21 protein-coding genes are annotated in these 25,541 nt (G+C 72.8%); 11 read left to right on the forward strand and 10 right to left on the reverse strand.

The window, feature by feature from the left end; genetic code table 11:
• Positions 1-32: 32 nt before the first annotated feature.
• Positions 33-1,688, reverse strand: coding sequence for a sensor histidine kinase (locus ACIBSV_RS27565; protein ID WP_395867566.1), 1,656 nt, complete (start codon positions 1,686-1,688; stop codon positions 33-35).
• A gap of 49 nt (positions 1,689-1,737) precedes the next feature.
• Positions 1,738-2,481, reverse strand: coding sequence for a response regulator transcription factor (locus ACIBSV_RS27570; protein ID WP_395867568.1), 744 nt, complete (start codon positions 2,479-2,481; stop codon positions 1,738-1,740).
• Between the two features lie 158 nt (positions 2,482-2,639).
• Here ACIBSV_RS27570 and ACIBSV_RS27575 point away from each other — a divergent pair, with 158 nt between their 5' ends.
• The gene (locus ACIBSV_RS27575) at positions 2,640-4,868 is read left to right on the forward strand and encodes an MMPL family transporter (protein ID WP_395867570.1); all 2,229 of its coding nucleotides are present in this window, start codon (positions 2,640-2,642) and stop codon (positions 4,866-4,868) included.
• A gap of 311 nt (positions 4,869-5,179) precedes the next feature.
• On the opposite strand, the gene ACIBSV_RS27580 is transcribed toward ACIBSV_RS27575, so the two are convergent.
• Both ACIBSV_RS27580 and ACIBSV_RS27585 read right to left on the reverse strand, forming a co-directional pair.
• Positions 5,180-5,806, reverse strand: coding sequence for a hypothetical protein (locus tag ACIBSV_RS27580; RefSeq protein WP_395867572.1), 627 nt, complete (start codon positions 5,804-5,806; stop codon positions 5,180-5,182).
• Between the two features lie 180 nt (positions 5,807-5,986).
• Positions 5,987-6,733, reverse strand: a complete 747-nt coding sequence (locus tag ACIBSV_RS27585) for a bifunctional DNA primase/polymerase (RefSeq protein ID WP_395867574.1) — start codon at positions 6,731-6,733, stop codon at positions 5,987-5,989.
• 404 nt (positions 6,734-7,137) lie between these two features.
• Between ACIBSV_RS27585 and ACIBSV_RS27590 the strand changes: the two genes are divergently transcribed.
• Positions 7,138-7,899, forward strand: a complete 762-nt coding sequence (locus tag ACIBSV_RS27590; protein ID WP_395867576.1) for a glycosyltransferase — start codon at positions 7,138-7,140, stop codon at positions 7,897-7,899.
• Positions 7,900-7,948: 49 nt separating this feature from the next.
• A complete protein-coding gene (locus tag ACIBSV_RS27595; RefSeq protein WP_395867577.1) occupies positions 7,949-9,424 on the forward strand; it encodes a hypothetical protein in 1,476 nt (491 codons plus the stop codon).
• Here ACIBSV_RS27595 and ACIBSV_RS27600 read toward each other — a convergent pair.
• The 4 genes from ACIBSV_RS27600 to ACIBSV_RS27615 form a co-directional block, all read right to left on the reverse strand.
• Positions 9,357-11,486 carry a hypothetical protein gene (locus tag ACIBSV_RS27600; protein WP_395867579.1) on the reverse strand — a complete coding sequence of 710 codons (2,130 nt, stop codon included), beginning with the start codon at positions 11,484-11,486 and terminating at the stop codon, positions 9,357-9,359. The genes ACIBSV_RS27595 and ACIBSV_RS27600 overlap by 68 nt on opposite strands.
• Before the next feature lie 81 nt (positions 11,487-11,567).
• On the reverse strand, positions 11,568-12,761 hold the full coding sequence (larC, locus tag ACIBSV_RS27605; RefSeq protein WP_395867581.1) for a nickel pincer cofactor biosynthesis protein LarC: 1,194 nt from the start codon (positions 12,759-12,761) through the stop codon (positions 11,568-11,570).
• A 118-nt stretch (positions 12,762-12,879) separates the two neighbouring features.
• Positions 12,880-13,665 (reverse strand): nickel pincer cofactor biosynthesis protein LarB, encoded by a 786-nt coding sequence (gene larB, locus ACIBSV_RS27610; protein ID WP_395867583.1) that lies wholly within the window; start codon positions 13,663-13,665, stop codon positions 12,880-12,882.
• A gap of 80 nt (positions 13,666-13,745) precedes the next feature.
• Positions 13,746-14,186: an ATP-binding protein gene (locus ACIBSV_RS27615; protein WP_395867585.1), complete on the reverse strand. Its 441-nt coding sequence runs from the start codon at positions 14,184-14,186 to the stop codon at positions 13,746-13,748.
• Between the two features lie 262 nt (positions 14,187-14,448).
• Here ACIBSV_RS27615 and ACIBSV_RS27620 point away from each other — a divergent pair, with 262 nt between their 5' ends.
• The 7 genes from ACIBSV_RS27620 (at position 14,449) to ACIBSV_RS27650 (ending at position 22,239) form a co-directional block, all read left to right on the forward strand.
• Positions 14,449-15,201 carry a hypothetical protein gene (locus tag ACIBSV_RS27620; protein ID WP_395867587.1) on the forward strand — a complete coding sequence of 251 codons (753 nt, stop codon included), beginning with the start codon at positions 14,449-14,451 and terminating at the stop codon, positions 15,199-15,201.
• Positions 15,202-15,320: 119 nt separating this feature from the next.
• Positions 15,321-16,070, forward strand: coding sequence for a YcnI family protein (locus ACIBSV_RS27625; protein ID WP_395867590.1), 750 nt, complete (start codon positions 15,321-15,323; stop codon positions 16,068-16,070).
• A 165-nt stretch (positions 16,071-16,235) separates the two neighbouring features.
• Entirely contained in the window at positions 16,236-16,955 is a 720-nt protein-coding gene (locus ACIBSV_RS27630) for an SCO family protein (RefSeq protein WP_395867592.1), read from the forward strand.
• The gene (locus tag ACIBSV_RS27635; protein WP_395867593.1) at positions 16,952-17,605 is read left to right on the forward strand and encodes a copper chaperone PCu(A)C; all 654 of its coding nucleotides are present in this window, start codon (positions 16,952-16,954) and stop codon (positions 17,603-17,605) included. Before ACIBSV_RS27630 ends, ACIBSV_RS27635 begins: the two co-directional genes overlap by 4 nt.
• The gene (locus ACIBSV_RS27640) at positions 17,592-19,406 is read left to right on the forward strand and encodes a copper resistance protein CopC (protein WP_395867595.1); all 1,815 of its coding nucleotides are present in this window, start codon (positions 17,592-17,594) and stop codon (positions 19,404-19,406) included. The genes ACIBSV_RS27635 and ACIBSV_RS27640 overlap by 14 nt, the downstream gene beginning before the upstream one ends.
• The gene (gene efeB / locus ACIBSV_RS27645) at positions 19,403-21,808 is read left to right on the forward strand and encodes an iron uptake transporter deferrochelatase/peroxidase subunit (RefSeq protein ID WP_395867597.1); all 2,406 of its coding nucleotides are present in this window, start codon (positions 19,403-19,405) and stop codon (positions 21,806-21,808) included. The genes ACIBSV_RS27640 and efeB overlap by 4 nt, the downstream gene beginning before the upstream one ends.
• 5 nt (positions 21,809-21,813) lie before the next feature.
• Complete coding sequence (locus ACIBSV_RS27650) at positions 21,814-22,239, forward strand: hypothetical protein (RefSeq protein WP_395867599.1); 426 nt, start codon at positions 21,814-21,816, stop codon at positions 22,237-22,239.
• A 207-nt stretch (positions 22,240-22,446) separates the two neighbouring features.
• On the opposite strand, the gene ACIBSV_RS27655 is transcribed toward ACIBSV_RS27650, so the two are convergent.
• Positions 22,447-23,388, reverse strand: coding sequence for an NADP-dependent oxidoreductase (locus tag ACIBSV_RS27655; protein ID WP_395867601.1), 942 nt, complete (start codon positions 23,386-23,388; stop codon positions 22,447-22,449).
• 65 nt (positions 23,389-23,453) lie between these two features.
• Here ACIBSV_RS27655 and ACIBSV_RS27660 point away from each other — a divergent pair, with 65 nt between their 5' ends.
• Positions 23,454-23,861 carry a winged helix-turn-helix transcriptional regulator gene (locus ACIBSV_RS27660; RefSeq protein ID WP_395867603.1) on the forward strand — a complete coding sequence of 136 codons (408 nt, stop codon included), beginning with the start codon at positions 23,454-23,456 and terminating at the stop codon, positions 23,859-23,861.
• Positions 23,862-23,973: 112 nt separating this feature from the next.
• Here the strand turns inward: ACIBSV_RS27660 and ACIBSV_RS27665 are convergent, their stop codons facing one another.
• A complete protein-coding gene (locus tag ACIBSV_RS27665) occupies positions 23,974-25,503 on the reverse strand; it encodes a DHA2 family efflux MFS transporter permease subunit (RefSeq protein ID WP_395867605.1) in 1,530 nt (509 codons plus the stop codon).
• Positions 25,504-25,541 lie beyond the last annotated feature (38 nt).

Consider the following 25,541-nt stretch of genomic DNA (forward strand, 5'->3'; position numbering starts at 1 on the left):
GCGGCCGACCCGGTCGGTCGACCGGACCGCGTTCAGCGCGAATCCGACGTCGGGGCCACCAGCGACGGCGGTCGCGGGCCGAAGTCCTCATCCGTCCCCTCGTCCGCCCCGCCCTCCCGCCGCCGCGCGTCGGCATCCGCGGCCGGCAGTTCGACGACGACGGACAGCCCCGCCCCCGGTGCGGTCTCCACCCGCACACTGCCCCGGTTCGCGGCCACCCCCGCCCACACGATGGCCATGCCGAGCCCGCTCCCGGTGTCCGAACCGGTCCCCCGGTCGATGCCACTCGCCGTGCCGTTCCCGCCGCGCTCGCGCGCGGCCCGGAAGAACCGGTCGAAGATGCGCTCGGCATCCCGCGGACGCATGCCCGGCCCCTCGTCGCGCACGCACAACACGACCCGCCGCTCCCCGTCCTCGCCCGCGGCCTCGGACATCGACACGGACACGTGCACATCCGCGGACGTCGGCGTGTGCGCACGCACATTGGTCAGCAGATTGCCGACGATCTGACTCAGCGTCGCCTCGTCGGCCAGCACCACACAGGTCTCCGGCAGATCCGTGTGCACCCGCCGGGTCGCCTGCTGCGCGCGCAGGTCGGCGATCGCGCCACGCACCACGCACACCAGGTCGATCGGGCGCGGCCGCAACTGCGGGCGCTGGTCCAGCCGGGCCAGCGCCAGCAACTCGTCGACCAGCCGGTCCATCCGCTCGGCCTCGACCCCCATGCGGTTCAGCGCCCGGGTGCGCTCGTCCTCCGAGGCCAGCATCCCCTTTTCGTACAACTGCAGATAGCCGCGAATCGCCGCCAACGGTGTACGCAGCTCGTGCGACGCGTCGGCCACGAACCGCTTGAGGTGCGTCGCCGCGTGTTCGCGGATCTCGAACGCCGACTCGACCTGCTGCAACATCGCGTTCAACGCGGTACGCAGTTGCTCGACCTCGCTGAACGACCGATGGCGCGGCGCCACGCGCGCGGACAGGTCGGGTCGGTCCGGACCGCCCTCGGCGATGCCCGACGCCGTCTCGACCATGTCCTCCAACGGCCGCAGCCGCCACCGGGCGACGAAGTAGATGGACCCGCCCAACAGCACCAACAGGGCGCCGCCGACCAGCAGTTCGAAGTGCACGACCTGGTCGACCACACCATCGAGGTCCTCGGTCGAGCGGGCGAGGAGGATGTAGTGACCGTCGGCCAGGCGTGCCGTGACGACCCGGTAGGACTCCCCGCCGAGGGAGACGGCGCGCGGCTGTTCGTGCGCCGTCATGCCGCGTGGATCCCGGACCACCGCCGCCAAGGCGCGCTGCAGGGCGTTCGGCGTCTGGTCGGCGACCGGCAGGGCGGTGCCCCGCTCGTCGACCATCACGAAGACTTTGCCGTGCAGGCCGACCGACATCAGCACATCGCGCAGGCCCGCGGTCGGGCCCGGTTCGGACAACTGCGCGCGGGTGAGGCCGGCCCGCTCGATGCCGGTCCGGCCCGTGGTCAGGTCGTCGTCGACGCCCGACTCCAGATAGTGCCGAACCCCCATCATGCTGAACCAGATCAGCAGCGCCAGCCCGATCGCGAGCACCCCGATGCTGCTCAGCGCCAGCGTCGCGCGCATGGCCACGATGTGCGGACGCTTGCGCTCGCACGCCTTTTTGCGCCGGCGCAGTCGTCCGCCCGCCCGCCCCGTCAACCCGCTCACGTCGACCCGCCCACGTCGCTCCGCCCCTCGCTCCCGCCGATCCCGCCCGTCACGCCCCGTAGTCCGCCGGCCGGAGCCCGTACCCCATGCCCCGTCGCGTCGTGATCAGCGGCGGCCCGTCCGGCACCAGCGGGTCGAGCTTGCGACGCAGATAGCTGATGTACGTCTCGACCACCGTGGACTCCACGACGTGCTCGTACTTCCACACCTCGCGCAGCAGTTGCTCCTTCGGCACGATCCGGTCGCCGTGCCGGATCAGGTGGCGCAGGAGCGCGAACTCGGTCGGGGTCAGCTCCACGCCGCGTCCGCCCCGGCGCGCGGTGTACGTCGCCTCGTCCAACTCCAGGTCGCCGTGCCGCAGTACGGGCGGACGCGCGATCGGCGGCGCGCTCGCGTCCGGCGCCGGCCGGGTACGTCGCAACACCGCGCGCGTGCGCGCGACCAACTCGTCCACATTGAACGGCTTGGTGATGTAGTCGTCGCCGCCGAGGGTGAGCCCCTTGACGACGTCCGCGGGCGCGTCGCGGGCGGTGAGGAACACGACCGCGATCTCCGGCCGTTCGGCGCGCAATATGCGGCACACCTGGCGTCCGTCGCCGTCCGGGAGCGAGATGTCCAGCAGCACGACGTCGGGTCGCACGCTGCGCGCGGCGGCGAGGGCGGCGTGCACACCGTCCGCCGTGGCCACCTCGAAGCCGTGGAACCGCAGGGTGATGGCGAGGACGTCGGTGATGCTCGGCTCGTCCTCGACGATCAGGACCGTGGCGCCCGCGCGCGGCTGACTGCTGCTCATGTCCCCAGTATCCGGCGGAAGTTTGCGGAACTGCGGGGGACTGCTTGTGAGCTTCCTGTGAGTGCGCCGGCCGGCCGCCGCACCGCCTCGGCCGCCGCCGAGTCTGGCCTCGGAACGCACGACCGGGCCGCGTGGCCCGCACGAGGAAGGGAACGGCTATGGCGGCTTGGGCGCGATGGTGTCTCGATCACCGGTGGGCGGTGGTCCTGCTGTGGGTGGCCGCGCTGTTCGGAACCGTCGCGGCGAGCGTGACGGCGGGCAGTGCGTACTCCAACGTGTTCAAGATCCCCGGGACCGAGTCGTCGACCGCGTACGAGCGCCTGCAGAAGGCCTTCCCCGACGCGGCCGGCGATGTGGACAACGTCGTGTGGCAGACCGAGCGCGGCACCGTGCACGATCCGGCGGTACGCGACCGGATGACCGCGCTGCTCGCCGACATCGCGCGCATGCCCGACGTCGGTCGTGTGGTCGGCCCGTACGATCCGGACGGCGCCGAGCAGGTCGGCGCCGACGGCCGGATCGCGTTCGCGCAGGTGACCTTCGTCAAGCAGCAGTTCGAGCTGGACACCGAGAATCTCAAGCACCTGATCGAGCGCTCCGAGCAGGCCCGCGCCCCCGGACTGCGCGTCGAACTCGGCGGTCCCGCGATCGAGGCCGCCCAGGAGCCTCCGGCCGGGCTGGCCGAGGCGGTGGGCATCGTCGCGGCGGGCATCATCCTCTTCCTCGCCTTCGGATCGTTGTTCGCCATGTTGCTCCCGCTGGTCAGCGGGGTGTTCGCGGTCGGCACCGGGATCTCCACGGTCGTCCTGCTCAGCCACGTCACCGACATCCCGGAGACCGCGACGCTGCTGGGCAGCCTGATCGGGCTGGGTGTGGGCATCGACTACGCCCTGTTCATCGTGACGCGACACCGCAACGGCCTCAAGGCGGGCCTGTCCCCCAAGGAGGCGGCGGTACGGGCACTGGACACCTCCGGGCGGGCCGTGGTGTTCGCGGGCGGCACGGTGTGCGTCGCGCTGCTCGCGCTGTTCACCGTCGACATCACCCTGTTCGACGGAATCGCGATCAGCACCACGCTCGTCGTGGTGCTCAGCGTGCTCGCGTCCGCCACCCTGCTGCCCGCGCTGCTCGGGCTGCTCGGCCTGCGCGCGCTCAGCCGCCGCGAACGCCGGGCCTTGGCCGCGACGTCCGCCGCCGACGCCCCGCGCGACGCGGAGGCCGGGCGCGCCGCGCTGCGCTGGGCGAGCCTGGTGCAACGCCGGCCCCGACTCCTCGGCCTCGTCGCGCTGGTCGTCATGGCGGCGCTGTCGGTGCCCGCGCTCTCGCTCCGCCTGGGCACCAACGACCAAGGAAACCAGCCGACTTCGCAGACCGTGCGGCAGGCGTACGACCTGCTCGCCAAGGGTTTCGGCCCCGGCTTCAACGGCCCGCTGCTGATGGTCGCCGAGCTCGACGGTGCGCGGGACCGGCAGGCGTTGGACACCCTGATCACCGAGATACGCCGTACCCCCGGTGTCGTGCGCGTCATCGAGGCCCCGGTGCCCGCCGACGCCCGCGGCCTCGCCGCCGATACCCGGGTCGTACAGGTCGTGCCCGCGACGTCCCCGCAGGCCGAGGCGACCGACAAGCTGATCGACACGTTGCGCGACAAGACCGTCCCCGCCGCCGCGAAGGGCAGCACGCTCAAGGTCCACATCGGCGGCGAGACCGCGCTGCAGAAGGACTTCGCGGCCGTGGTCGGCGACCGCATGCCGAGCTTCATCGCCCTGATCGTGGGGCTGGGCGCCCTGCTCATGCTGGTCGCGTTCCGCAGCCTGCTGGTGCCGCTGACCGCCGCGCTGATGAACCTGATCGCCGCGTGCGCGTCGTTCGGCCTGCTGGTCGCGATCTTCCAGTGGGGCTGGGGCATGGATCTGCTGGGGCTCGGCAAGGAGGGGCCGATCATCTCCTTCCTGCCGGTGATCATGCTGCCGCTGCTGTTCGGGCTGTCGATGGACTACCAGGTCTTCCTGGTCAGCCGCATGCACGAGGAATGGCTGCACACCGGCGACAACGCCCGTGCGGTACGCGTGGGCCAGGCCGGGACCGGACGGGTGATCAACTCGGCCGCGCTCATCATGATCTTCGTGTTCGGCTCGTTCATCCTCAGCGGCGACCGCGGCGGCATGATGGCCGGCCTCGGCCTGGCGGGCGCGGTCGCGCTGGACGCGTTCATCCTGCGCATGCTGCTCGTGCCCGCCCTGATGCACGTCCTGGGCCGGGCCAACTGGTGGCTGCCCGCGTGGCTCGACAAGGTGCTGCCGCACCTGGCGGTGGACCCGCCCGACCGACCCGCCGGCGGCACCGCCGAGGGCACCGCGGAGAAGGTGCTGACGCCCAGCCGATAGGGAACGGGGCGGGGTCGATCCGCCCGGTCGCCGACGTACACCGAGGACGACAAAAATCGCCCGCACGCCCGACAACGGGCGTGCGGGATCGGTCGCGATCGGTCGATGAACGGCCCCGGATTGGAGATCGGCCGGCTTGTTGTTACCTTTGAGACAGCTCGGTCGCTGATGCATCCCCCGTCTTCAGCGGCCGGGCCTCTCACTTTTCCGGGGTCTTTTCCCGATTTTGTCCCGAGGGCTTTTTTCACCACCGAGCATCGAATTGTCCGTATGCGTCGATCGCCGGACGCGGCGGCTTTCCCGGGCCGAAGTCAGCGCTGCGTGGTGGCCGATCCCGAACGGAGCAGCTTGGTCGAGCCGTCCTTGGAAGCCAGTTCGGCGACCGCGGACCAGCCCTGGATGTCCTCCTTGGGCACACGCACGCGCGGACTGTCGCAGCGACCCTCGGTGTCCTTGGGTTCGACGGTGCAGGTCACCCGCAGCGTGTTGCCGCCCGGCTGGAGAACGCTCATCACCAGCAACAGCGGGTCGGGCGTGGGGTTTCGGTAGTAGACCCGCCCCCATGCCTCCGAGCCGTCGCGCTCGACGCAGGTCTGCGCGCGCACCCCCTGGGGGCCGTCGACCGCCTTGCCGCACACGCTTTCCGTGCCCACGACCGGCAAAGTACCGGCCGTGGCCGAGGACTTCGCGGTGGGCTTGCCACCGATCAACTCCAGCAGCCCGGCCGAACCGGCCCGATCACGATCGCCGACACCATTGCCGAACTCGGCCGCCTTGGCGGCGCTCGGGCGGGTGGTCGGCCCCGAGTCGGCGGTGTGGCGGCCCTTGTCCGGGCCCGCCGAGTCCGCGGAGGCGGCGGCGAGCGGGACGATCAGGCACAGACCCACGACCGCGCCCAGAGCCACCGTGCGGACGTGACCCGTGCGTGGGCGCTGCATGGTGTCTCCTAGCGCGCAAAGCCCCCCTCCACACGCTCCCCGACGATGGGGATCCGGGTGCGGAACGGGGCCGGAATGATCGGCGCGCCGAGCCTATCGCGCCGCCACGACGTGCAGCGATCACCACATGTTGCGGTTACGCCACAACGATCACCGCATCGCGTGACGGCGCGCTTTCGATCAGGCTCTGGGCCCGGCGTGTTGGCAGGTGTCCACGAGCGTGCGGACCAGGTCGGCCACGGCCGGCAACCATGGTCCACCGGCCGTCGGATCCCCGGAGGGAGCCGGTGGCCGGGCCCAGCGCAACAGGCCGCCCTGCACTCGGGACGGCGGCAGCGCGAGGTAGCCGCCGTCGCCGTGAAAGCGCAGGGTGGAAGGCACCGTGCCGTACCGATCGAGGCCGTATCGGTCCAGCAACTCACCCAGTTCGCCCAACTCGTATGGCTCAACCAGGAACGCGTAGCGGCCCGGCGCGGCGACGACCGGACCGGTACGCACACCGAGCCGGGCGAGTTGGTCGAGCGAGCGGGCACCGGCTTCCGACGGCACACTCAACGCCGCCACCCGCCCACCCGTCGCCAGGATCACCGACGCGTCCGGGGTCTGCTGCCACCACCAGCGCGCCATGCGCTCGTCACATGTGGCCGCGAGCAGGGGAGGTTCACCCGGATGGGCGCCCGGCACGCGACAATCGGTCGCACCACAACGACACACGCCCGACCAGCGGTCGTATCCGACGCCGGGAACCACGGGCCAGCGCCATCTCGCACACGTCAGCACGGCCGACATCAATGCGGTGCGTTCCCTCCGTCGTCTTCCGAGGATCTCGCGCAGCATGCGCTCGTTCCTTTCCGTGAACGTGGAAGCACTATGCGTGATACTCAGGTACTCCGCAGCCGACCACGAGGAGGCCGCTTGGCGGCACATGGCGCGAGGTGGCGCAGGGGTGGCGAATTACGGCGCCCGGTACGGGTGTTGCCCTCGCGGATCGGGCCTCGGGCGGGAGATGGGGGCTCCCGAGCGGACCGTTGTGCCATCCATTGCTGCGGTTTGCGCTGCGGTTGGGTCTGTTGGTCTCTGCCTGGCCCGGCACCGCGTCCGATGCGACGCCGCGCCTATTCCAGCACTCCTCACCGAGGACGACGAACGGCCGGCCCTCGGAGGTTCCGCAGATATCACGAGACCGCGATCACAGGGTCCTGGAGCATACCCGCGATGTGGCTCTCTTCCGTTGTACCCCCATCGCCCGTGACCTTCACGCCGCCGCGCCGCGGCGTTGGGCAGGACGGGTGGAACCGGCCGGCATTCGGGTCGGCTCGTAGGATCACGCCATGGCGGAGCACACGACCGGCACACCGACCGGCGACACGGCCGTGGTGATCCCGGCATACGACGAGGCACAGCGAATCTCGGCCACGGTCGAGGCAGCACGATCGATCGGCGGCGTGGACCTCGTGGTGGTGGTGGACGACGGTTCCACCGACGACACCGGTACGGCGGCGCGCGCCGCGGGCGCCGTGCTCGCCCGGCACGGGCGCAATCGCGGCAAGGCCGCGGCGATGGAGACCGGGGCGGCCGTGGTCGCCGCGATCGACGTGCGCGAGGGCCGGGAGCAGCCGCGTCACCTGCTGTTTCTGGACGCCGACCTAGAGCGTACGGCCGCCGCCGCGGCACCGCTGATCGCCCCGGTCCGGGCCGGCGCGGCGGCGATGACCATCGCGGTGTTGCCGCCGCAACTGCGGGCCGGCGGCGGGCGCGGGTTCGTCGTCCGGGCCGCCCGGGACGGGATCGCCCGGGCCTGCGGGTTCACCGCGACCCAGCCGCTTTCCGGCCAGCGCTGCCTGACCCGCGAGGCGTTCGAGGCGGCGCTGCCGCTCGCGGCCGGCTTCGGCGTCGAGACCGGACTGACCATCGACCTGGTCCGCGAGGGGTTCGCGGTCGAGGAGGTCGAGGTCGAACTGCACCACCGGGTGACCGGAACCGACTTCGCCGCGCAGCGCCATCGCGCCCGGCAGTACGCGCACGTGGCCCGGGCGTTGGCCGAGCGCGGCGCGGCCGGGGCGTTGCCGGGGGCGATCCGCGGTCGTGGCTGAACCGGTGACGGCACGGCCCGGCGCGGAGCGTCGCTCGTCGATGTTTCACGTGGAACACCCGTTTGGGTGTGTCGCGCTCGGCCTGACGGCACTGGCGATCGCGCTGCTCCTGCTGACCGGGCTGCTGGGGCCCTCGGCCGCGCAGCCACCGGTGCCGGGCGGGCCGTCGTGGCTGCCGCCCTACCATCTCGACGTCCGGCCCGGCGCCGGTGTGGTGACCGCTCTGCTGCTCGCGGCGGCGCTGTCGGGCGCGCTCGGGCTGGGTGTGGCGATGCGCGAGCTGCGCCGGGGCTGGACACCGGATCCGGGCCGGCTCACCCTCGCCGGGGCGGTCGCCGCGCTCGCAATGGTGTGCGTGCCGCCGATGGGCTCGGCCGACCACCTCGTGTACGCCGCGTACGGCCGGCTGGCGGCCACCGGTGGCGACCCCTACCGGGACACCGCCGCGACGCTGGTGCGGGACGGGGATCCGGTCGGCGTGGCGGTCGAGGCGCCGTGGACGGACACACCGTCCGTGTACGGGCCGGTGGCGACCGCCGAGCAGTGGCTCGCGGCCCGGATCGGCGGGACCTCGGTGCACACGACCGTGCTGGTGCTGACCCTGCTCGGGGCGGCCGCGTTCGTGCTGACCGGATTGCTGCTCCAGCGTGCGGCCGGCCCGGACCGGGGCGCCCGGGCCCGGGTGGCGATCCTGTGGTCGCTCAATCCGCTGCTGCTGTTCGTGGCGGTCAACGCGGGCCACCTGGACGCGTTCGCGCTGGTGTTCGCGGTCGGCGCGCTGCTCGCGGTGCGCCGCTCCCCCGCGCTCGCGGGCGTCCTGGTCGGTCTGGCCTGCGCGGCGAAGATCTCGCTGGGCCTGTACGTGTTGGCACTGGCCTGGGGCCTGCGCGGTCGCCCGCGCGCGCTGGCCGCGCTGATCGGGTCGGCGCTGCTGGTCGGGATCGCCACCTATCTGCCGGTAGGCCTCGGCGCGTTCGATCAGATGCGCGAGAACACCAGGCTGGTTTCGCTCGCGGTGCCGCTGCGGCTGGTGCTGGGGCCGCTGGAGTCGGCCCTGGGGCATGACACCGCCCGCACGGTGATCGGCCTGTTCGGCTGGCTGCTGGCCGCGGTGGTGGTGTGGTTGCTGGCGCGCACCGCCGCCCGGGCCCGGCCCGCAGCGATGGCCCACGTGACGCGCGACAGCGCCGCCGCGGCCGCGCTGTTGTCCCTGGCCTGGCTGCTGACCACGCCGTACAGCCTGCCCTGGTACGACGTCGCGGCCTGGGCACCGCTCGCACTGCTCGCGCCGTCCGCGCTCGACGGGCTGCTGCTGGCCCGCAGCACGCTCCTGGTGTGCGCGTACATTCCCGGCCGGGTGGTTCCGCTGCCGGACGCGGTGGACACCCTCCAGCGCACCCTGCGCGGCACCGTCGGCCCGTGGGCGGGCGCGGCGATCCTGGTCGCGGTGGTGCTGGTCAGCCGGCGTGCGGGCGGGCCTCCGCGGCTGCGATCACCGCGATCGCCAGCGGCGCCGCGATGGTGAGCGCGACCGCCGGGATCTGGATGCCGGAGTCGTTCACCGCGTAGCCGACCACCGCGGTCAACCAGCACGCGAGCAGCGTCGAACGCAGCCATGGCACGGCCGCGAAGGACCGTGCCAGGGCGGGCGCCCGCCACTTCGCGGGATCGCGCAGGGCGAGCACGAGCAGCACGAACACGACCGGGATGATCAGCGTGAACGGCGTGGTGAACGAGTGCAGGTTGCCCATGATCTTGCGGTGCAGCGTGTCGCCGGCGTCGCCGTCAACGATTTCCTGGACGAACCGGCCCAGGTGCGAGCGGCTCGCCGCCGGGCGCCGCCAGTCCAGCACGGCGATGGTGCCGATCACCACGACCGCGCCCAGGCCGACCAGGCCGACCTTGGCCCACGAGATCCGGGTGCCGGTGAGCAGCAGGCCGAGCACCGCCAGGCCCGGGATCAGCGCGAGCACGCCACCGAAGTCGCTGCCGAACGCGGGCCAGCCGTCGGCCACCACCGCGACCGTGCCCACCGCCGCGAGCACCGCGACCGCCGCCCGCCGCCGCTCGGCCGCGAGCAGCCGGCCCGTGGGCCACGCGACGGCGAGCAGGACGGCCATCGCGAAAATCGTCCAGGCGACGTTGCCGAAGCCGTAGAACCGGCCCGCGACCAGCGGGGACAGGCCGAACAGGGTGTTCAGTTGCAGCGGTGAGCCGGCCATGACGTCACCGGCCAGGATCACGGCGGTCGCCGCGGCGACCACGCCGGCCGGGCCGTAGGGGTGCCGTCGCCAGGGGCCGAGCAGGGCCACTGCCGCGAGCACGGCGGCGAACACCACGGTGAGCCCGAGCAGCGCCCAGGCCGGGTCGCCGGCCTGCTCCCACGGGACCAGGCCGACCAGGAACGATCCGCCGGGAACGGCACCGAAGAACACCCCGATCCCGGTCGCCGCGCGTATCACCGCGCGCCGGGCCCGGGTCCGGCCACCGCGGCCGAACCGCACGGCGAGCCACAGCGCGAGCGCCGCGAGCACGATCGGCAGCAGGGTGAGCCAGGTGAAGAAGTACCAGACCTCGCGCACCGTGCGCGATGCCTGCGCGCCCACGTCGAACAGGCGCAACTCGTCGATCGCGGTGCTCCCGGAGGGGCCGGGCGCCCGGGTGTAGACCGCGCCGACCAGGTCGCTCGGCGCGTCGATGCCCAGCGGCGCGAGCAGACTGGGGGCCAGGTCGGTGAGTTGGACCAGACCGTCGTCGCGGGTCGAGGTCGCGGTCAGGTAGCCGGAGGAGAAGGTCGTGTCCGTCGCGGTGCCCGGCCCGCTCGCCATCAGCGCGCGCAGGTGCGGGGTGCCGGTGTCGTCGGCGAGGCCGGCCACCACGAGTTGCGTGCGCGGCGGCAGCGCGGCGCCGATCCGGGCCACCTGCGCGTCCACCGCCCGCAGCCGCTCCGCGCGGTCGACGCCGGGTCCGGTCAGGCCGCCGAGGTCGATCAGGGTCAGCGCGGAGCGTTCGATCAGCGCGGTGTCCACGGCGTTCGGGTCCGGCAGGTAGGTGCCGCGCACCCGGCCGGTCGGGTCGGCGCTCGCGTAGGCCGCGCCGGGGCCGACCGAGGTGACCACCCGGCCGTGCTCGGCGACCGAGGCGGCGAGTTGCCCGTACCCGGGGTTGTAGCCGAACGAGTCGTTGCGCTTGACGATCGCGCGCATGTTCGGCACCGTCGCCGAGCCGTCCGGGGCCAGGGTCGGCGGCAGCGGCTCGGCACACGGCTCGGCACTCCTGGCACTGGTCCGGGCATCCGTCGAGCGGGCACCCGAGCCGGTGGTGAGCCACCCGTCGACCGGGCACGCGCGCGGGTGCACGGTGCGCACCGACATCGCCGCCGAGGTCGCGTGCCCGGCCTGCGCGGCCAGCCCCGGGGTGCCGGTGGCGTCGATGTCGGCCCAGGTCAGGCCGGGTATCCCGAGCAGGACGACATGGTCGGCGGCGGCCGGACGAGCGGGTGCGGCGCCGGCCGACCCGGGCAGCGCCGAGAGCACGAGCACCGCCGTGAGCACGGCGAGCAGCAGCCGGAGGGGACGTGCGATCACGGGTGCCTGCTCCTCGACGTACACGGCCTACACGGGGACGGATGCTCGCCCAAGGCTATGCGCCCGCGCGCGCCCGCACGTTCAGGGCAGCAGGCCCGCCGCGTACGCCGCCGCGGTCGCGGCGCCCATCACCACCTTCACCGGTCGGCCCAGCGACGCGGCCGCGGCGGCCACGTCCTCGTACTCCGGCTGGGCGTTGACCACCCTGCCCTCGAACATCGCGGTCTTGACCCGCACCGGCAGGCCCTCCACCCGTACCGTGCCGAACTCGCGGGCCAGCGCCCGCTTGGCCACCGGAACGATCCGCGCCCCTATCGTCGAGGTCTCCAGGAACACCGTGTGCAGCGCCGCGTCCACCCGGTCCGCCGGGACCAGGACGCACAGCGTGTGGGCGGGACGCCCCTTCTTCATCAGAATGGGCACCAGCCACGCGTCGCCCGCGCCGATCGCGAGGAGCTTGCCGAGCACCGCCGGCCACAGCCGCGGGTCGAGATCGTCCACGTTGGTCTCGATCAGCACGTCCTCGCCGGTCGGGTGCACGCGCTCCGCCTCGTGCCGTTCGCCGAGCACGACCCGCAGGACGTTGGGCACCTCCTCGACCCGCCGGCTGCCCGCGCCGGTCCCGGCCGCGGTGATCCGCAGGGCCGGCATCGGCCCCCAACTCCGGCACACCGCCGTGAGCAGGGCCGCGCCGGTGGGGGTGCACATCTCGTACGGGGCCGGGCCCGCGTAGACCGGCGCGGCGGCCACCCGCATCAGTTCGAGCACGGCCGGGACCGGCACCGGCAGCACGCCGTGCGCGGCCCGCACGCTGCCGTTGCCGAGCGCGACCGGCGAGCCGACCGCGTCCTCGACGCCCAGCGCGTGCAGCGCGGTACACGTGCCGACCACGTCGGCGATCGCGTCCAACGCGCCGACCTCGTGGAAGTGCACCTCCTCGGGCAGACATCGGTGCGCGCGGGCCTCGGCGTGCGCGAGCCGACCGAACACGTCGTGCGCGCGGGCGTGCACGGGTTCCGCCAAGTCGGCGCGATCGAGCAGGTCGCGGACGTCGTTCCAGGTGCGGTGCACGTGGCTGTGCACGGTCTTGACCCGGGCGTGGGTCGCGGCGATCCCGTGTCGGTCGGTGCGTTCGGCGGTGATCAGGATCGGTTCGACGCCCACCGCGTCGACGGCTTGCTGGACGGCCTCCAGCGGGGCGCCGGCGTCGATCAGGGCCCCGAGCAGCATGTCGCCGCTCGCACCGGCCTGGCACTGGAACCATGCGATTGCCAAGCGGATACCTCCCGTCGCGGCCACTGTCGCAGCCGATCGCGGGTCCCGCCGGGAAACCGACGAAGCGACCGAAAGCGACCGCTTTCTTGCGTTTTCCCGTGTGCTTCGGCGTTCGTGACTACCGGGTCTCGGCGCTCCGCGCCGCCCCGACCGACCGCGCCACCCGGGCCGCGAACACGCCCGCACCGAAGCCGTTGTCGATGTTGACCACCGCGACCCCGGGCGCGCACGAGTTGAGCATCGCCAGCAGCGCCGCGAGCCCGCCGAAGGACGCCCCGTAGCCCACGCTGGTGGGCACCGCGAGCACCGGCACCGACACCAGGCCCGCCACCACGCTGGGCAACGCGCCTTCCATGCCCGCGACCACGATCAGACAGTCCGCCGCGTCGAGTTCGGCGTGTACCGCGAGCAGCCGATGGATGCCGGCCACGCCCACGTCCTCGATCCGCTCCACGTCCGCGCCGAACAGGCGCGCGGTGAACGCCGCCTCGCCCGCCACCGCCGCGTCCGAGGTGCCCGCCGAGACCACCCGGACCAGGCCGCGCGGGGTAGGCGGCGTGCCCACCGCGACACACGTGCCGCTGTCGTCGGTGTACGCCTCGCCGGGGAACGCCGTGCGCACCGCGTCCACCACGGCGGCCGAGGCGCGGGTGGCGAACGCGGGCCGCCCGCCCGCCTCGCGCAACCGGCGGAAGAGCGCGACGGTCTGTTCGGGGGTCTTTCCGGCCGCGAAGACCACCTCGGGATCACCGGTGCGCAGTGCCCGGTGGGTGTCCACCCGGGCGAAACCCAGGTCGGCGAAGCCCGCGGTCGGCCCGCGCACGAGGTCGTCGAGCGCCTCGTCCACGCCCGCCTCCCCGGCTGCGACGCGGTCGAGCAATTCCCTTACCTCGGCCCGGTCCACTGCCCCGATCGTAACCTGCACCGGAACGACCGCGTCCGGCAAGGCAGTTGGCGGCGGACGCCGGGCCGCCCGCGGACCGGCTAGGAGACCGGTACCAACGCGTCCTTGCGCCAGCGCAACGTCTTCTCGAAACGCAGCACCGCACCGCGCCGGGGGTGGTTGCTCAGTTGCACGTGATCGGTCATCGCCCGGATCAGCATCAACCCGCGACCGTTCTCCGCGCCCGGGCCGACGTTCACCGTCGAGCCGCGCAGCCGATCCATCGGAAAGCCCGGGCCGCCGTCGATGATCTCGACCCGACAACAGTCACCGGTGATGCCCGCGCGAATCTGGTATTCCGAATACGGCCCGCCCCGGGCGTGCTCGACCACATTCGCGCACGCCTCGGACAACGCGAGGCCGATCTCCATCGCGATCTCGCGATCCACCCCCGCCGTCTCCATCGCACCGACCAATAGCCGGCGCGCCATCGGCACGCTCGCCGTATCCCGTGGCAGGTGGACAGTCCACCTCATGTCCATGAGCGGCCTTTCGACATCTCTGGGAGTCCGGCTGTATCCGGCGGATCACACACCCGGTTTTATTGCCGCCGCTTGCTCCCTGTATGCGCACATCACTTGATCGGTCGTCAATACCCCGTAAAGACGATTCGTTCGGCCGCATCGTGGGGACATCATGTGCTCGCCCCGCCGGTGCCGGGTCGCCGGCCATGATCATCGGCCATTCCCGGCCCCGGGCACGACGGGCCCGCGCGCGATGAGACGATGGGGCGTCATGCAGGCCGTGTCCGTACCTTTCCGCGCCGTGCGCGCCGCCGTCTTCGCGGCGGTCTGCGCCGCGCTCGCGGCATGCGGTCACGCGTGGATGTCGACCGAGCCGCTGCCGCTGTGGGCGCCCGTCGCCGGCTTCGCCGCGGTGTTCGTCTCGGCCTTCGCCGGAGCCGGGCGACAGCGCTCCTTCGCCGCGATCACCACGCTGCTCGCGGCGGCCCAACTCGCGCTGCACACCCTGTTCGCCGCCGCGGCGGCGAACGCCGCGACGCCCGGCCGTTCGGCCGCGGCCGGCGGCTCGGGGTCGAGCACCCTGCTGGATCGACTGCTGTGTGGTCCGCGCGACTCCACCGGGCACATCCTGCTGCCCAACGGCTGGACGCCCGAGGAGATCATCCGCAACGCCCGGGTGGACCCGACGCTGTTCCCGCAGGACCCGCCGGCCGGACACCACCACATGGGCGGCTCGGGCCCGCTGCTGTTCGACGGCGGCGCGGGCATGGTGTGCGCGCACCTCGCGGCGGCCCTGCTCACCGGCTGGTGGCTGCGGCGCGGCGAGGCCGCGCTGTTCGCCCTGCTCGGCCTGGCCGCGGCGCCGCTGCGGTTGGTGCTGGCGGTGCTCTTCGGCCTGGTCGTCCCGGTGGTCGAGACCCCGGGCGGCATCCGGCGGACCGGCTCGGCGCCGGACCCGACGACACACCGGACGCTGCTTCGGCACGCGGTGACCCGGCGCGGCCCGCCGGCGGAGTACGCGCTCGCCTGCTGATCCGCTCTCGACCGGGTGTGGGATCGGCGGTGGCGCGCGTCCGCCCTCCTGCCGTCCCCTCCCGGACCGAGGCCGCCTCTGTGCGCCCTCGGCCGGATCACCCATGGAGCAGACACCCCATGACCATGACCACCACGCGCCGCCGGCTGTCCGTGATAGCCGCCTCGGCCGGCGCCGGCATCCTCGTCTTCGCCGGCTCGGCCTCCGCGCACGTGACGGTGCAACCCGGCACCGCCGAGCAGGGCTCGTACGCCAAGGTCGCCTTCCGGGTCCCCAACGAGCGCGACGACGCGGGGACCACCGAGCTCGAGATCACCCTGCCCGCCGACAAGCCGCTCACGTCGGTGCAGACCCGGGCGATGGCGGGCTGGAAGGCCGAGGTCGAGAAGACCAAGCTGACCACGCCGATCGACAACCACGGCAAGCCGCTGACCGAGGTGGTCTCCAAGATCACCTGGACCGCGGACGCCGGCACCCGGGTGAACCCGGGCACGTTCGAGGACTTCGAGGTGTCCATGGGCAAGCTGCCCACCGACACCGACAAGCTCGTCTTCAAGGCCGTGCAGACCTACGACAGCGGCGAGGTCGTGCGCTGGATCGACCTGGCCGGCGCGGACGGCAAGGAGCCGCAGTACCCCGCGCCGACGCTCAAGCTCACCGCCAAGGCGGGTGCCGGAACCACAGCGCCCGCCGCCTCGGCCAAGCCCTCGACCGACGCCAAGGCGTCCGTCGCCGCGGTCGCCGAGGACAAGAGCGACGACTCGACGGCCCGCACGCTCGGCGTGGTCGGCATCGTGGTCGGCGTGCTGGGTCTGGGCGCCGGCGTGTTCGCCGTCCTGCGCGCGTCGCGTCGGGGCACCTCCGCCTGATCCTCGGCCCGCCCCGACCGAGGTCTCGCACCACGGTCTCGGGGTGAACTTCCCGGCCCGGGCGCCGGCACCGCATCGATCGGTGCCGGCCGCCCGGGCCACCGGGCCCGCGCCGACGCCGAACACGTCGGCCACGAGCCCTCGGCAGCAACGACCTGGAGAACGATGAGCAACGCAACGCAGTCCCCGGTCCGGGGCCGCCGTACCGGCCTCCGCCTCGCCGCGCTGGTCGCGGCCGGGCTGCTCCTGGCCACGGGGTGCGGTGACTCCGACAAGTCCGACAACGGTGCGCCGGTGAAGGTGCGCGAGGCGAACTCGAAGTACAAGGGCATCGCCGTCGACCCGCCGTGGAGCAAGCCGGAACTCACCCTGACCGACACCTCCGGGCAGCCGTACGACTTCCGGGCGAAGACCGCCGGGCGCACCACGCTGCTGTACTTCGGCTACACGCACTGCCCGGACGCGTGCCCCACGGTCATGGGCGACATCGTGCGCGCGCTGGGCAAGCTGCCCGCGCCGGACCGGGCCACCGTGGACGTGGTGTTCGTGACCACCGACCCGGAACGCGACACCCAGGCGGCGCTGCGCGAGTGGCTCGACTCGCTGGACAAGTCCTTCGTCGGCCTGACCGGCCCGTTCGACAGGATCCAGGCCGCCGCACGCCAGGTCGGGGTCTCCATCGAGCCGCCGACCACCGGCCCGGACGGCAAGGTGGTGAGCACCCACGGCACCCAGGTGATCGCCTTCGCCCCCAACAACGAGGGGCCGGTCATGTACAGCGCGAGCAGCGGACTGCTGCCGGACGGCACCCCGAACGGGAACTCCTCCGACGACTTCGCCCACGACCTGCCGCTGCTGATCCACCCCGAGGACGCCAAGAAGTGAAGCTCTTCCCCCTCCCCCGCAAGGCCGTACCACTCGCCGTCGGCGGCGTGCTCGCGCTCGGGATCGGCGGTGTGCTGGTGGCCTGCGCCGACTCCGGGTCCTCCGACTCGGCCGACCGCGAGGCCGCCGCGCCGGCGAACGCGGGCGCCGCCAAGGGCACGCCGAAGTTGCGCATCGTCGACCCGTACATCCCGCAGCCCTCGTCGACGGACGTCGCGGCGGGCTACCTGATCGTGCAGAACGACGGCGACACCGCCGACCGGCTGCTCTCGGTGGCCAGCCCGCTGTCCGGCGAGGTGATGCTGCACCAGACCAGCGGCAACTCGATGCGACACATCCCGGGTCTGGACGTGCCCGCGCACGGCAAGGGCGTGCTGGCGCGCGGCGGCGCCCACATCATGTTCATGAACCCGAACAAGGCCGTGAAGAAGGGCGACACCGTGCCGCTCACGCTGACCTTCCAGCAGACCGGGCCGGTCACCGTACAGGTGCCCGTGCTCGGGGTGACCGAACGTCCCGGAGACGCCCCGGCAGCGGGGTCGCCCGGGTCGACCACACCGGGCTCGACCACGCCGGCACCGGCCGCCTCGTCGGCCGCGCCCGCGGCGGTCGCGCCCTCGGCCGAACAACCGGGCCATGCGGGTCACTGACCCGGCCGGCCGCCCGGCCGCCGTCCCGGCACCGCCCCCGTCCCCGGCCCGAGCCGCCGGCGGGGTGGGCCGCCGCGCGCTCGCGTGGCTGCTCGCGCTGCCACTGCTGCTCGCCGCGCTCGTGCTCGGCGGGGCCGGGTCCGCGTCCGCGCACGCCGTCCTCCAGTCGTCCAACCCGGCGTCCGGCTCGACGCTGACGAGCGCGCCCGCGACGGTCACGCTCCGGTTCAGCGAGGGCGTGGAGATCGGGCTCGGCGGGGTCAAGGTGTTCGACCCGAGCGGCACCCGGGTGGACAACAACCAGGCCAAGCACGGTCCGGACGGCGACACCAGCGTGGTCACCCCGCTCCGGGGCGGCCTACCGACCGGTACCTACACGGTCGCCTGGCGTGCGGTCTCGGCCGACTCGCACCCGATCTCCGGCGCGTTCACCTTCAACATCGGCCAAGCCTCCGGTGGTGTCCGGGTCTCCGACCTGACCGACCAGGGCTCCACCGCGACCGACGTGCTGGAGCGGGCCTCGACCGGGGTCGCCTACCTGTCCTTCGCGGTGCTCGGCGGCGCGGTGCTGTTCCTGCTGATCGCCCGACCCGCCGCGGTCGGCCGGTTCCGGGTCTGGCTGCTGCTGTCCGGCGCCTGGGGCGGGCTGCTGTTGTCCTCGCTCGCGGTGCTGATGCTGCACGGTCCGAACGCGTCCGGTCTGGGCCTGTCCTCGGCGTTCGACGCGGACGTGCTGCGCGCGACGCTGGACACCAAGCTGGGCAAGGCGATCGCGGCCCGGGTGCTGCTGCTGGGCGCGGCCGGCGCACTGCTCGGCTGGCTGATCGCCTCGCTCGCGCACGCGGCCGACCGCACCCGGCACGTACTGGCCGGCGTCTGGGCGGTGTTGTGCACCGCGATCGCGATCACCTGGCCGATCGCCGACCACGCGTCGGTGGGCCGCCAGGTGGAAGTGGCGATGGCCGCGGACACGCTGCACCTGCTCGCGATGTCCACCTGGCTGGGCGGGCTCGCGATCGTGGTCACGCTGATCGTGCGGCCGGGCGAGCCGGCGCCGGAGGCGGGCCTGGACGTGCCGACGGTGCGGATCTTCTCCCGGACCGCGTTCGTCTCGGTCTGCGTCCTGGTGGCGACGGGGCTGTACGCGAGCTGGCGTCAGGTGGGTTCCTTCGCCGCGCTGTTCGACACCACGTTCGGCCTGCTGCTGGTCTTCAAGGTCGACCTGGTGCTGCTCATGCTGGCCGGCGCCTGGGTCTCCCGGCGCTGGCTGATGCGACAGTTGGCGGCGGCCGGGAAGTCCCCTATCGGCAAGAGCACCGCCGGGAAGCCGAAGTGGGCCGTGCTGCGCAAGGCGGTCGCGATCGAGGCGGCACTGGCGATCGCGGTGCTCGGCGTCACCACGGTGCTCACCGACACCGAACCGGGCCGCACCGCGCACGAGCGCAAACAATCCGAGGCGGCGGGCCCGGTCAGCCGCAGCGTCCCGTTCGACGCCGGGGGCGCCGCGGGCAAGGGCAAGCTCGACGTCACGGTCGATCCGGCCCGGGTCGGCCCCAACGAGCTGCACATCTACTTCTCCGATCCGATCGGGCAGATCCGGGACGTCGCCGAGTTGACGGTGTCGATGGCGCTGCCGGGCAAGGGCATCGACGGAGCGGACGTCCAGGTGCGCCGGGGTGGTCCCGGGCATTGGCTCGGCGATCTGTCGCTGCCGATGGCGGGCCGCTGGGAGTTGTCCTTCTCGATCCGAACCTCCGATGTCGACCGGATCACCGTGACGGTGCCCGTGGAGGTCAAGTGAGGCACGTACGCCGCCTCGTGCTGCTGTTCGTCGGGGTGCTGGTCTGCCTGGCCCCGGCGGGCAGCGCGTTCGCGCAGGAGTTGTCCGGTCAGGGGCCGAGCAACTTCCACACCGTGATGACCTCGCCGAGCGAGCTCGACCCGGGCCTGACGGTCAAGGTGATCGAGAACGGTGCGCGGATGGAGGTGCGCAACACCGGTCCGCAGGACGTGGTCGTGCTCGGCTACATGAGCGAGCCGTTCCTGCGGATCGGCCGCGGCGGGGTGTTCGAGAACCGCCAGTCCCCCGCCGTGCAGTTGAGCAGCGAGCGGTGGGGCTCGGTCGACGAGAAGTCGAACCTGCAACCGACCGGCGCGCCGCAGTGGCACCGGATCTCCGCCGAGCCGGTGGCCCGCTGGTACGACCAGCGCGTGCACTGGATCGTGCAACAGCGGCTGCCACCGCGGGTGATGGCCGATCCGGATCGCGCGCAGCGGATCTCCACCTGGACCGTGCCGATGCGGATCGGCGAACGCGAGCTGGCCGCGACCGGCGAACTGCGCTGGTTGCCCGGGCCCAGTCCGTGGCCGGGCATCCTCGGCTCGATCGGGCTCGCGGTGCTGGTGTTCGCGGTGGTGTGGCTGCCGCCGGTCCGCCGCCGGGCACTGCTCGGGTACGGCGTGCTCGCGGGCGTGGTCGCGGCGGCGAGCGTGCTGCACCTGGCCCTGGTCGCGGCGGCCCGGGCCGGCGGGTTCGGCGCCTGGGCGGGCGCGTTCTTCGCCGGCAATCTGCTCCAACTGCTTTCCGGGGCGGTGGCGTTCGCGGGCGCGGCGCTGCTGGTCCGGGGCCGGGTGGGCGGCGCGTGGTTGGCCGCGCCGGCGCTCGGCGTGCTGGCTCTGCGGGTGGCCGGGTACGACCTGCCGGTGTTGTGGCGCTCGTCGTCGCCGTTCGTGGGCGGGCTGGCGCTGGACCGGGCGCTGACCGTGCTGGTGCTCGGCGCCGGCCTCGGCGCGGCGCTCGCGCTGGTCGTGGTGGTGCGACGGGGACCGAACCCGGTGGCGGCGACCGCCGGAGCCGCGGAAGCGGTGTGTGTGACAAACGGCGAGCGCGACGCGAACGGCGCGCACGAGCCGGTGGAACCTGCGAGGGACGACGTGATGAGCAGCCCTGAATCCTCCGATCGAGCGAGCGCCGATTCGGCCGTCTCGCGCCGCCGGTTCGTCGGTGTCGCGGGAGCGGCCGGCGCGGGCGGCCTGGTGGTCGGCGCGACCGGCGGCGCGGTCGCGTTCGCGGACGACTCGACCGCCTCCGGCCCGACGCTGGCCCACGTCGGCTCGACCAGCGTGCCCTTCCACGGCAAGACCCAGGCCGGCATCACCACCCCGGCCCAGGCCAAGGCCGTCTTCCTGGGCTGGGACCTGGAACCGGGCGCGGACCGTGCCGCCGTCGCCGCGCTGATGCGGCGCTGGTCGGACGCGGCCGCACGGCTGACCTCGGGCCGGCCGGTGGCGGACGACGACCGGGTCGCGGCGGACGCCGGGGCCTGCTCGTTGACGGTCACCTTCGGCTTCGGCGCCGGCCTGTTCGACAAGGTGGGCCTGGCCGCACGGCGGCCCGCCGCGCTCAAGCCGCTGCCGCCGTTCCCGGACGACGCGCTGGATCCGGCCCGCGGCGACGGCGATCTGTTCGTCCAGGTGTGCGCGGACGACGGGCTGGTCACCTTCGGCGCGGTCCGCACGCTGCAGCGGCTGGCCAAGGGCGTGGCCCGGATCCGCTGGCAGATGAACGGCTTCGCCCGGTCGCCGGGTGCCACCGCCAAGCCGATGACGCACCGGAACCTGATGGGCCAGATCGACGGCACCAACAATCCGAAGCCGGCCGACCCGAAGTTCGACGAGAAGATCTTCGTCACCGCCGCGGCCGGGCCCGACCAGGGCTGGCTGACCGGTGGTACCTACGTGGTCTTCCGCCGGATCCGGATGTTGCTGGACGCGTGGGACGGCCTGGACAAGGCGCATCAGGAGCGGGTGATCGGCCGGACCAAGGACACCGGCGCGCCGCTGTCCGGCGGCGGCGAGCACAGCGCCGCGGACTTCGGCAAGCGGGGTGCCGACGGCGAGTTGGTGATCACCGCGAACGCCCACATGCGCGTCGCGGCACCGGAGTTCAACCGCGGTTCGACGATGTTGCGGCGCGGCTACTCCTACCACGACGGGTTCGGTACGGACGGCGCGCCGGACGCCGGGCTGCTGTTCGTGGCGTGGCAGCACGACCCGGACGACGGCTTCGTGCCGATCCAGCGCAAGCTGGCCCGCGGCGACGCGTTGTCCCCGTTCCTGCGGCACGAGGCGAGCGGGCTGTTCGTGATCCCGCCGGGGTGCGCTCCGGGCGGGTATGTCGGTCAATCCCTGTTGGAGGGCTGAGTCCGATGCGCCGTCGATGGTTGGTCGGGGCCGCGGCCCTGCCGTTGCTGCTCACCGGCTGCGGGAGTTGGGGCGCGGAGGGCGGCCCGGGTTCGTACATGAGCGAGGCCGAGGCGACCGCGGCGGCGTCCGAGGGCGTCGCGGCCCTGGGCAGTGACGGGGTGCAGCGGATCGAGCTGCGGGTGGACGACAAGCTGCGCTTCTCGCCGTCGGTGATCCGCGCCCGGACCGGTCCGCTGGTGATCACCCTCGCGGACACCGGGATCACCCCGCACCAGATGATCCTGCCCGGCGGTGCGCCGGTCGCGCCGTCCGAGGGCGGCAAGTCCCAGGACATCAAGCTGAGCTTCGGCCGACCCGGCTCGTACACCTTCAACTGCATGTATCACGTGGGCACCGGCATGGCGGGCACGATCGAGATCACCGAGTAGGACGCGCACCGGTCGAAGCCGGGTACCCCGGCCGTTCGGCACGGGTACCCGGCTTCGCCGTCGTGGGGCGGGGGTGCCGGTCTCGGGGTGTCGAGGATCCGCCCGGCCGGGCTCTCGGTCTTCCGAGGCGGGCCGGGTTTCCGGGACGGCTCGGGGTTGTCGGGCCGGCACGGGGTTTCCGGGACGGCACGGGGTTTCCGGGCCGGCTCAGGGGATCAGCACGATCTTGCCGGCGGTGCGGTTCGTCTCGGCCAGTTCGTGTGCCTTGACCACCTCGACGAGCGGGAAGGTCTCGGCGACGACCGGGCGCAGCAGGCCCGCGTCCACCGCCTCGGCCAGCAGGGCCAGCCGTTCCGGGTTCGGCGCCAGGTCGACGGTGATGCCGCGGACGCCGGCCGCCTCGGCCTTGGCCGCGGTGGCCTCGGCGGCGGGCGGGTTGGTGATGTTGATCAGGATGCCGCCGGGGCGGAGGGTACGCAGCGAGCGGTCCTCGTACGCGCCGCCGACCAGGTCGAACACGACATCGACGTCGCGTACCGTCTCCGCGAAGTCGGTTGTGGCGTAGTCCACGACCTCGTCCGCGCCCAATTCGCGGAGCAGGTCGTGCTTGGCCGGGCTCGCCGTGCCGATCACGTACGCGCCCCGGGACTTGGCGATCTGTACCGCCAGGTGCCCGACGCCGCCCGCCGCCGCGTGGATCAGCACGCGCTGCCCCGGTCGCACCTGCGCCGCCTCGACCAGGGCCTGCCACGCGATCGAGGCGGACAGCGGCAGGGCGGCCGCCTGCACGTGGTCGAGCGTGCTCGGCTTGAGCGCGAAGGAGGACTCCGCGGCTACCACGAACTCCGCGTATCCACCGGCAAGTCGCGGAAACCCGGGAATCCCGTGGACCTCGTCGCCGACGGTGAGCCGGGAGACGCCAGCGCCGACGCCCGCGACCACACCGGAGACGTCCCACCCGAGCGTGAACGGCGGCGTCAGCCACATTCCGCCGGCGCGGATCTTGGTGTCGATGGGGTTGACCCCCGCGGCGCGCACTTCGACCAGTACCTCACCCGGTCCGGGTGTGGGTATCGCGGTCTCGATCACCCGGAGAACCTCCGGGCCGCCGAGCGTGTCCTGATGCACAGTGATCATGTTCTTCGTCATGCGGAGAGCATCGAGGACCCGGTAACCATTGTGAAGAAGGCACCTTCCTGGTACCTGGGTACCTTATGCATACCCCTCCCGACCTGCGCCCTTACGGTGGCGCCGACGTCTATCTCGCCGACTGCGCCTCCCGGGCGGTCCTCGACCTGATCGCGAACAAGTGGGTGGCCCTCGTCGTCGGCGCCCTCCACCCGCAGACGCTGCGCTACGCGGAACTGCGCCGCCGGCTCGGCGGGATCACCAAGAAGATGCTCACCCAGACCCTGCGCGACCTCGAACGCAACGGCCTGGTCCGACGCAAGGTCTACGCCACGGTGCCGCCCCAGGTGGAGTACTCGCTGACCGAACTCGGGACCAGCGTGAGCGGCTTGATGAGTGAGATCCGGACCTGGTCCGAGAGCCACATCGACGAGATCGAGGCGGCGCAACGGGCCTACGCCGAGGCGACGGCGAACCGACCGGAGGCGGTCTAGTCTGACGGGCGCCGCTCGCGGGTGCGACGGGCTGCGGTCGCGCCGAGGCCCCGGTCGCGGTGGCGACACGGGGCCTTCGGGTGTTCGGAGTGGGGTTTTGTACCGGCTCCGTTCAGCGTGCGGATGCCGTCGGTTCGGCCGGGGCCGTCTCCGCGCTTCCCGTGCCGCCCGTTCCCTCGGTGTGTTCGGTGCCTTCGGTGCCGTCGGTGACCACGATCGACTCCCGCTTCGGCGAGCGCAGCACCAGCAGGGTGAGCACGATCGCGGCGGCGATCAGACCGGCGCCGATGCCGAAGGCGAGGGTGTACCCCCCGGTCAGCGCCTCGGGCGCGGAGGTGCCCTCGGCCACCAGCCGTTCCGCCTTGGCGCTGGAGAGCGTGTTCAGTACGGCCAGTCCGAGCGCGCCGCCGACCTGCTGAGTGGTGTTGAACAGACCGCCGACCACGCCGGCGTCCTCGGCGGTGGCCCCGGACATGCCCAGCGTGGTGAGCGCCGGGATGGCCAGACCGAAGCCGGCCAGCAGCAACATCGCGGGCAACACGTCGGTGAGGTACGCGCCGTCCGCCGGCACCCGGGCCAGGAACAGCAGCCCGACCAGCAGCAGGGCCAGGCCCGCGACCACGACGTTTCGCTCGCCGAACCGGGCGTTGATCCGCGCCGAGTAGCCGAGCGTGATGACCCCGATCACGACCGCCGACGGCAACATCGCGACGCCGGTCCGGGCCGCGCCGTAGCCGAGCACATGCTGGAGGTAGAGCGCGATCATCAACTGGAAGGCGAACAGCGCGCCGACCATCAACATCTGGATCGCGTTGGCCCCGGACACCCGCGCCGACCGGAACACCCGCAGCGGCAGCAGCGGCGTCCGAGCCTTCGCTTGGCGGACCACGAAACCGGCGATCAGCAGGAGTGCCACCGCGCCCATGCCGAGCGTGCGCGCCGAGGCCCAGCCGTGCGCGTCCGCCTCGACGATCGTGTAGACGAGCAGCATCAGGCCGGACGTGATCAGCAGCGCGCCCCACAGGTCCGCGCCCGCCGACCGGCCCAGACCCCGGTCGGCGACCAGCAGGCGGAACGCGAGCGCGGTGGCGGCGACGCCGATCGGCACGTTGACGAAGAAGATCCAGTGCCACGTGAACGCCTCGGTGAGCAACCCGCCGAGCACGAGCCCGATCGACGCGCCGGCCGCGCCGACGAAGCTGAACGCGCCGATCGCCTTGGCCCGTTCCCGAGGGTCCGGGAAGAGCGTGACGATCATGCCGATCGCCACGGCCGAGGACATCGCGCCGCCGATGCCCTGCAGGAAGCGGGCGGCGATCAGCAGTTCCGGCCCGGTGGCCACGCCGCACAGCAGCGACGCGGCGGTGAAGACGACCATGCCCGCGATGAACATCCGGCGCCGCCCGATCAGGTCGCCGAGCCGGCCGGCCAGGAGCAGCAGGCCGCCGAAGGCGATTCCGTACGCGTTGACCACCCAGGCCAGGCCCGACTGGGAGAAGCCCAGGTCGCTCTGGATGGCGGGCAGGGCCACCGTGACGATCGTGCCGTCGAGGACGACCATCAGCACCCCGGCACACAGCACCGCGAGCGCCGACCAGCGTGACCTGTCCGTCGATTCCGGTGTGGCGAACGTGCGCGACATGCTGCTCATCTCCCTGGACGACCGGTCGGCGGGCGGCC

Source organism: Embleya sp. NPDC050154 (genome assembly GCF_044460165.1).
Classification (GTDB): Bacteria; Actinomycetota; Actinomycetes; order Streptomycetales; family Streptomycetaceae; genus Embleya.

Coding starts and splice junctions, on each gene's coding strand:
- ACIBSV_RS27615 (WP_395867585.1), bottom strand. CDS start 14,186: ATGGACATGAGGTGGACTGTCCACCTGCCACGGGATACGGCGAGCGTG.
- ACIBSV_RS27640 (WP_395867595.1), top strand. CDS start 17,592: ATGCGGGTCACTGACCCGGCCGGCCGCCCGGCCGCCGTCCCGGCACCG.
- ACIBSV_RS27625 (WP_395867590.1), top strand. CDS start 15,321: ATGACCATGACCACCACGCGCCGCCGGCTGTCCGTGATAGCCGCCTCG.
- ACIBSV_RS27655 (WP_395867601.1), bottom strand. CDS start 23,388: ATGACGAAGAACATGATCACTGTGCATCAGGACACGCTCGGCGGCCCG.
- ACIBSV_RS27630 (WP_395867592.1), top strand. CDS start 16,236: ATGAGCAACGCAACGCAGTCCCCGGTCCGGGGCCGCCGTACCGGCCTC.
- ACIBSV_RS27650 (WP_395867599.1), top strand. CDS start 21,814: ATGCGCCGTCGATGGTTGGTCGGGGCCGCGGCCCTGCCGTTGCTGCTC.
- ACIBSV_RS27585 (WP_395867574.1), bottom strand. CDS start 6,733: ATGTGCCGCCAAGCGGCCTCCTCGTGGTCGGCTGCGGAGTACCTGAGT.
- ACIBSV_RS27590 (WP_395867576.1), top strand. CDS start 7,138: ATGGCGGAGCACACGACCGGCACACCGACCGGCGACACGGCCGTGGTG.
- ACIBSV_RS27580 (WP_395867572.1), bottom strand. CDS start 5,806: ATGCAGCGCCCACGCACGGGTCACGTCCGCACGGTGGCTCTGGGCGCG.
- ACIBSV_RS27570 (WP_395867568.1), bottom strand. CDS start 2,481: ATGAGCAGCAGTCAGCCGCGCGCGGGCGCCACGGTCCTGATCGTCGAG.
- ACIBSV_RS27660 (WP_395867603.1), top strand. CDS start 23,454: ATGCATACCCCTCCCGACCTGCGCCCTTACGGTGGCGCCGACGTCTAT.
- ACIBSV_RS27575 (WP_395867570.1), top strand. CDS start 2,640: ATGGCGGCTTGGGCGCGATGGTGTCTCGATCACCGGTGGGCGGTGGTC.
- ACIBSV_RS27665 (WP_395867605.1), bottom strand. CDS start 25,503: ATGTCGCGCACGTTCGCCACACCGGAATCGACGGACAGGTCACGCTGG.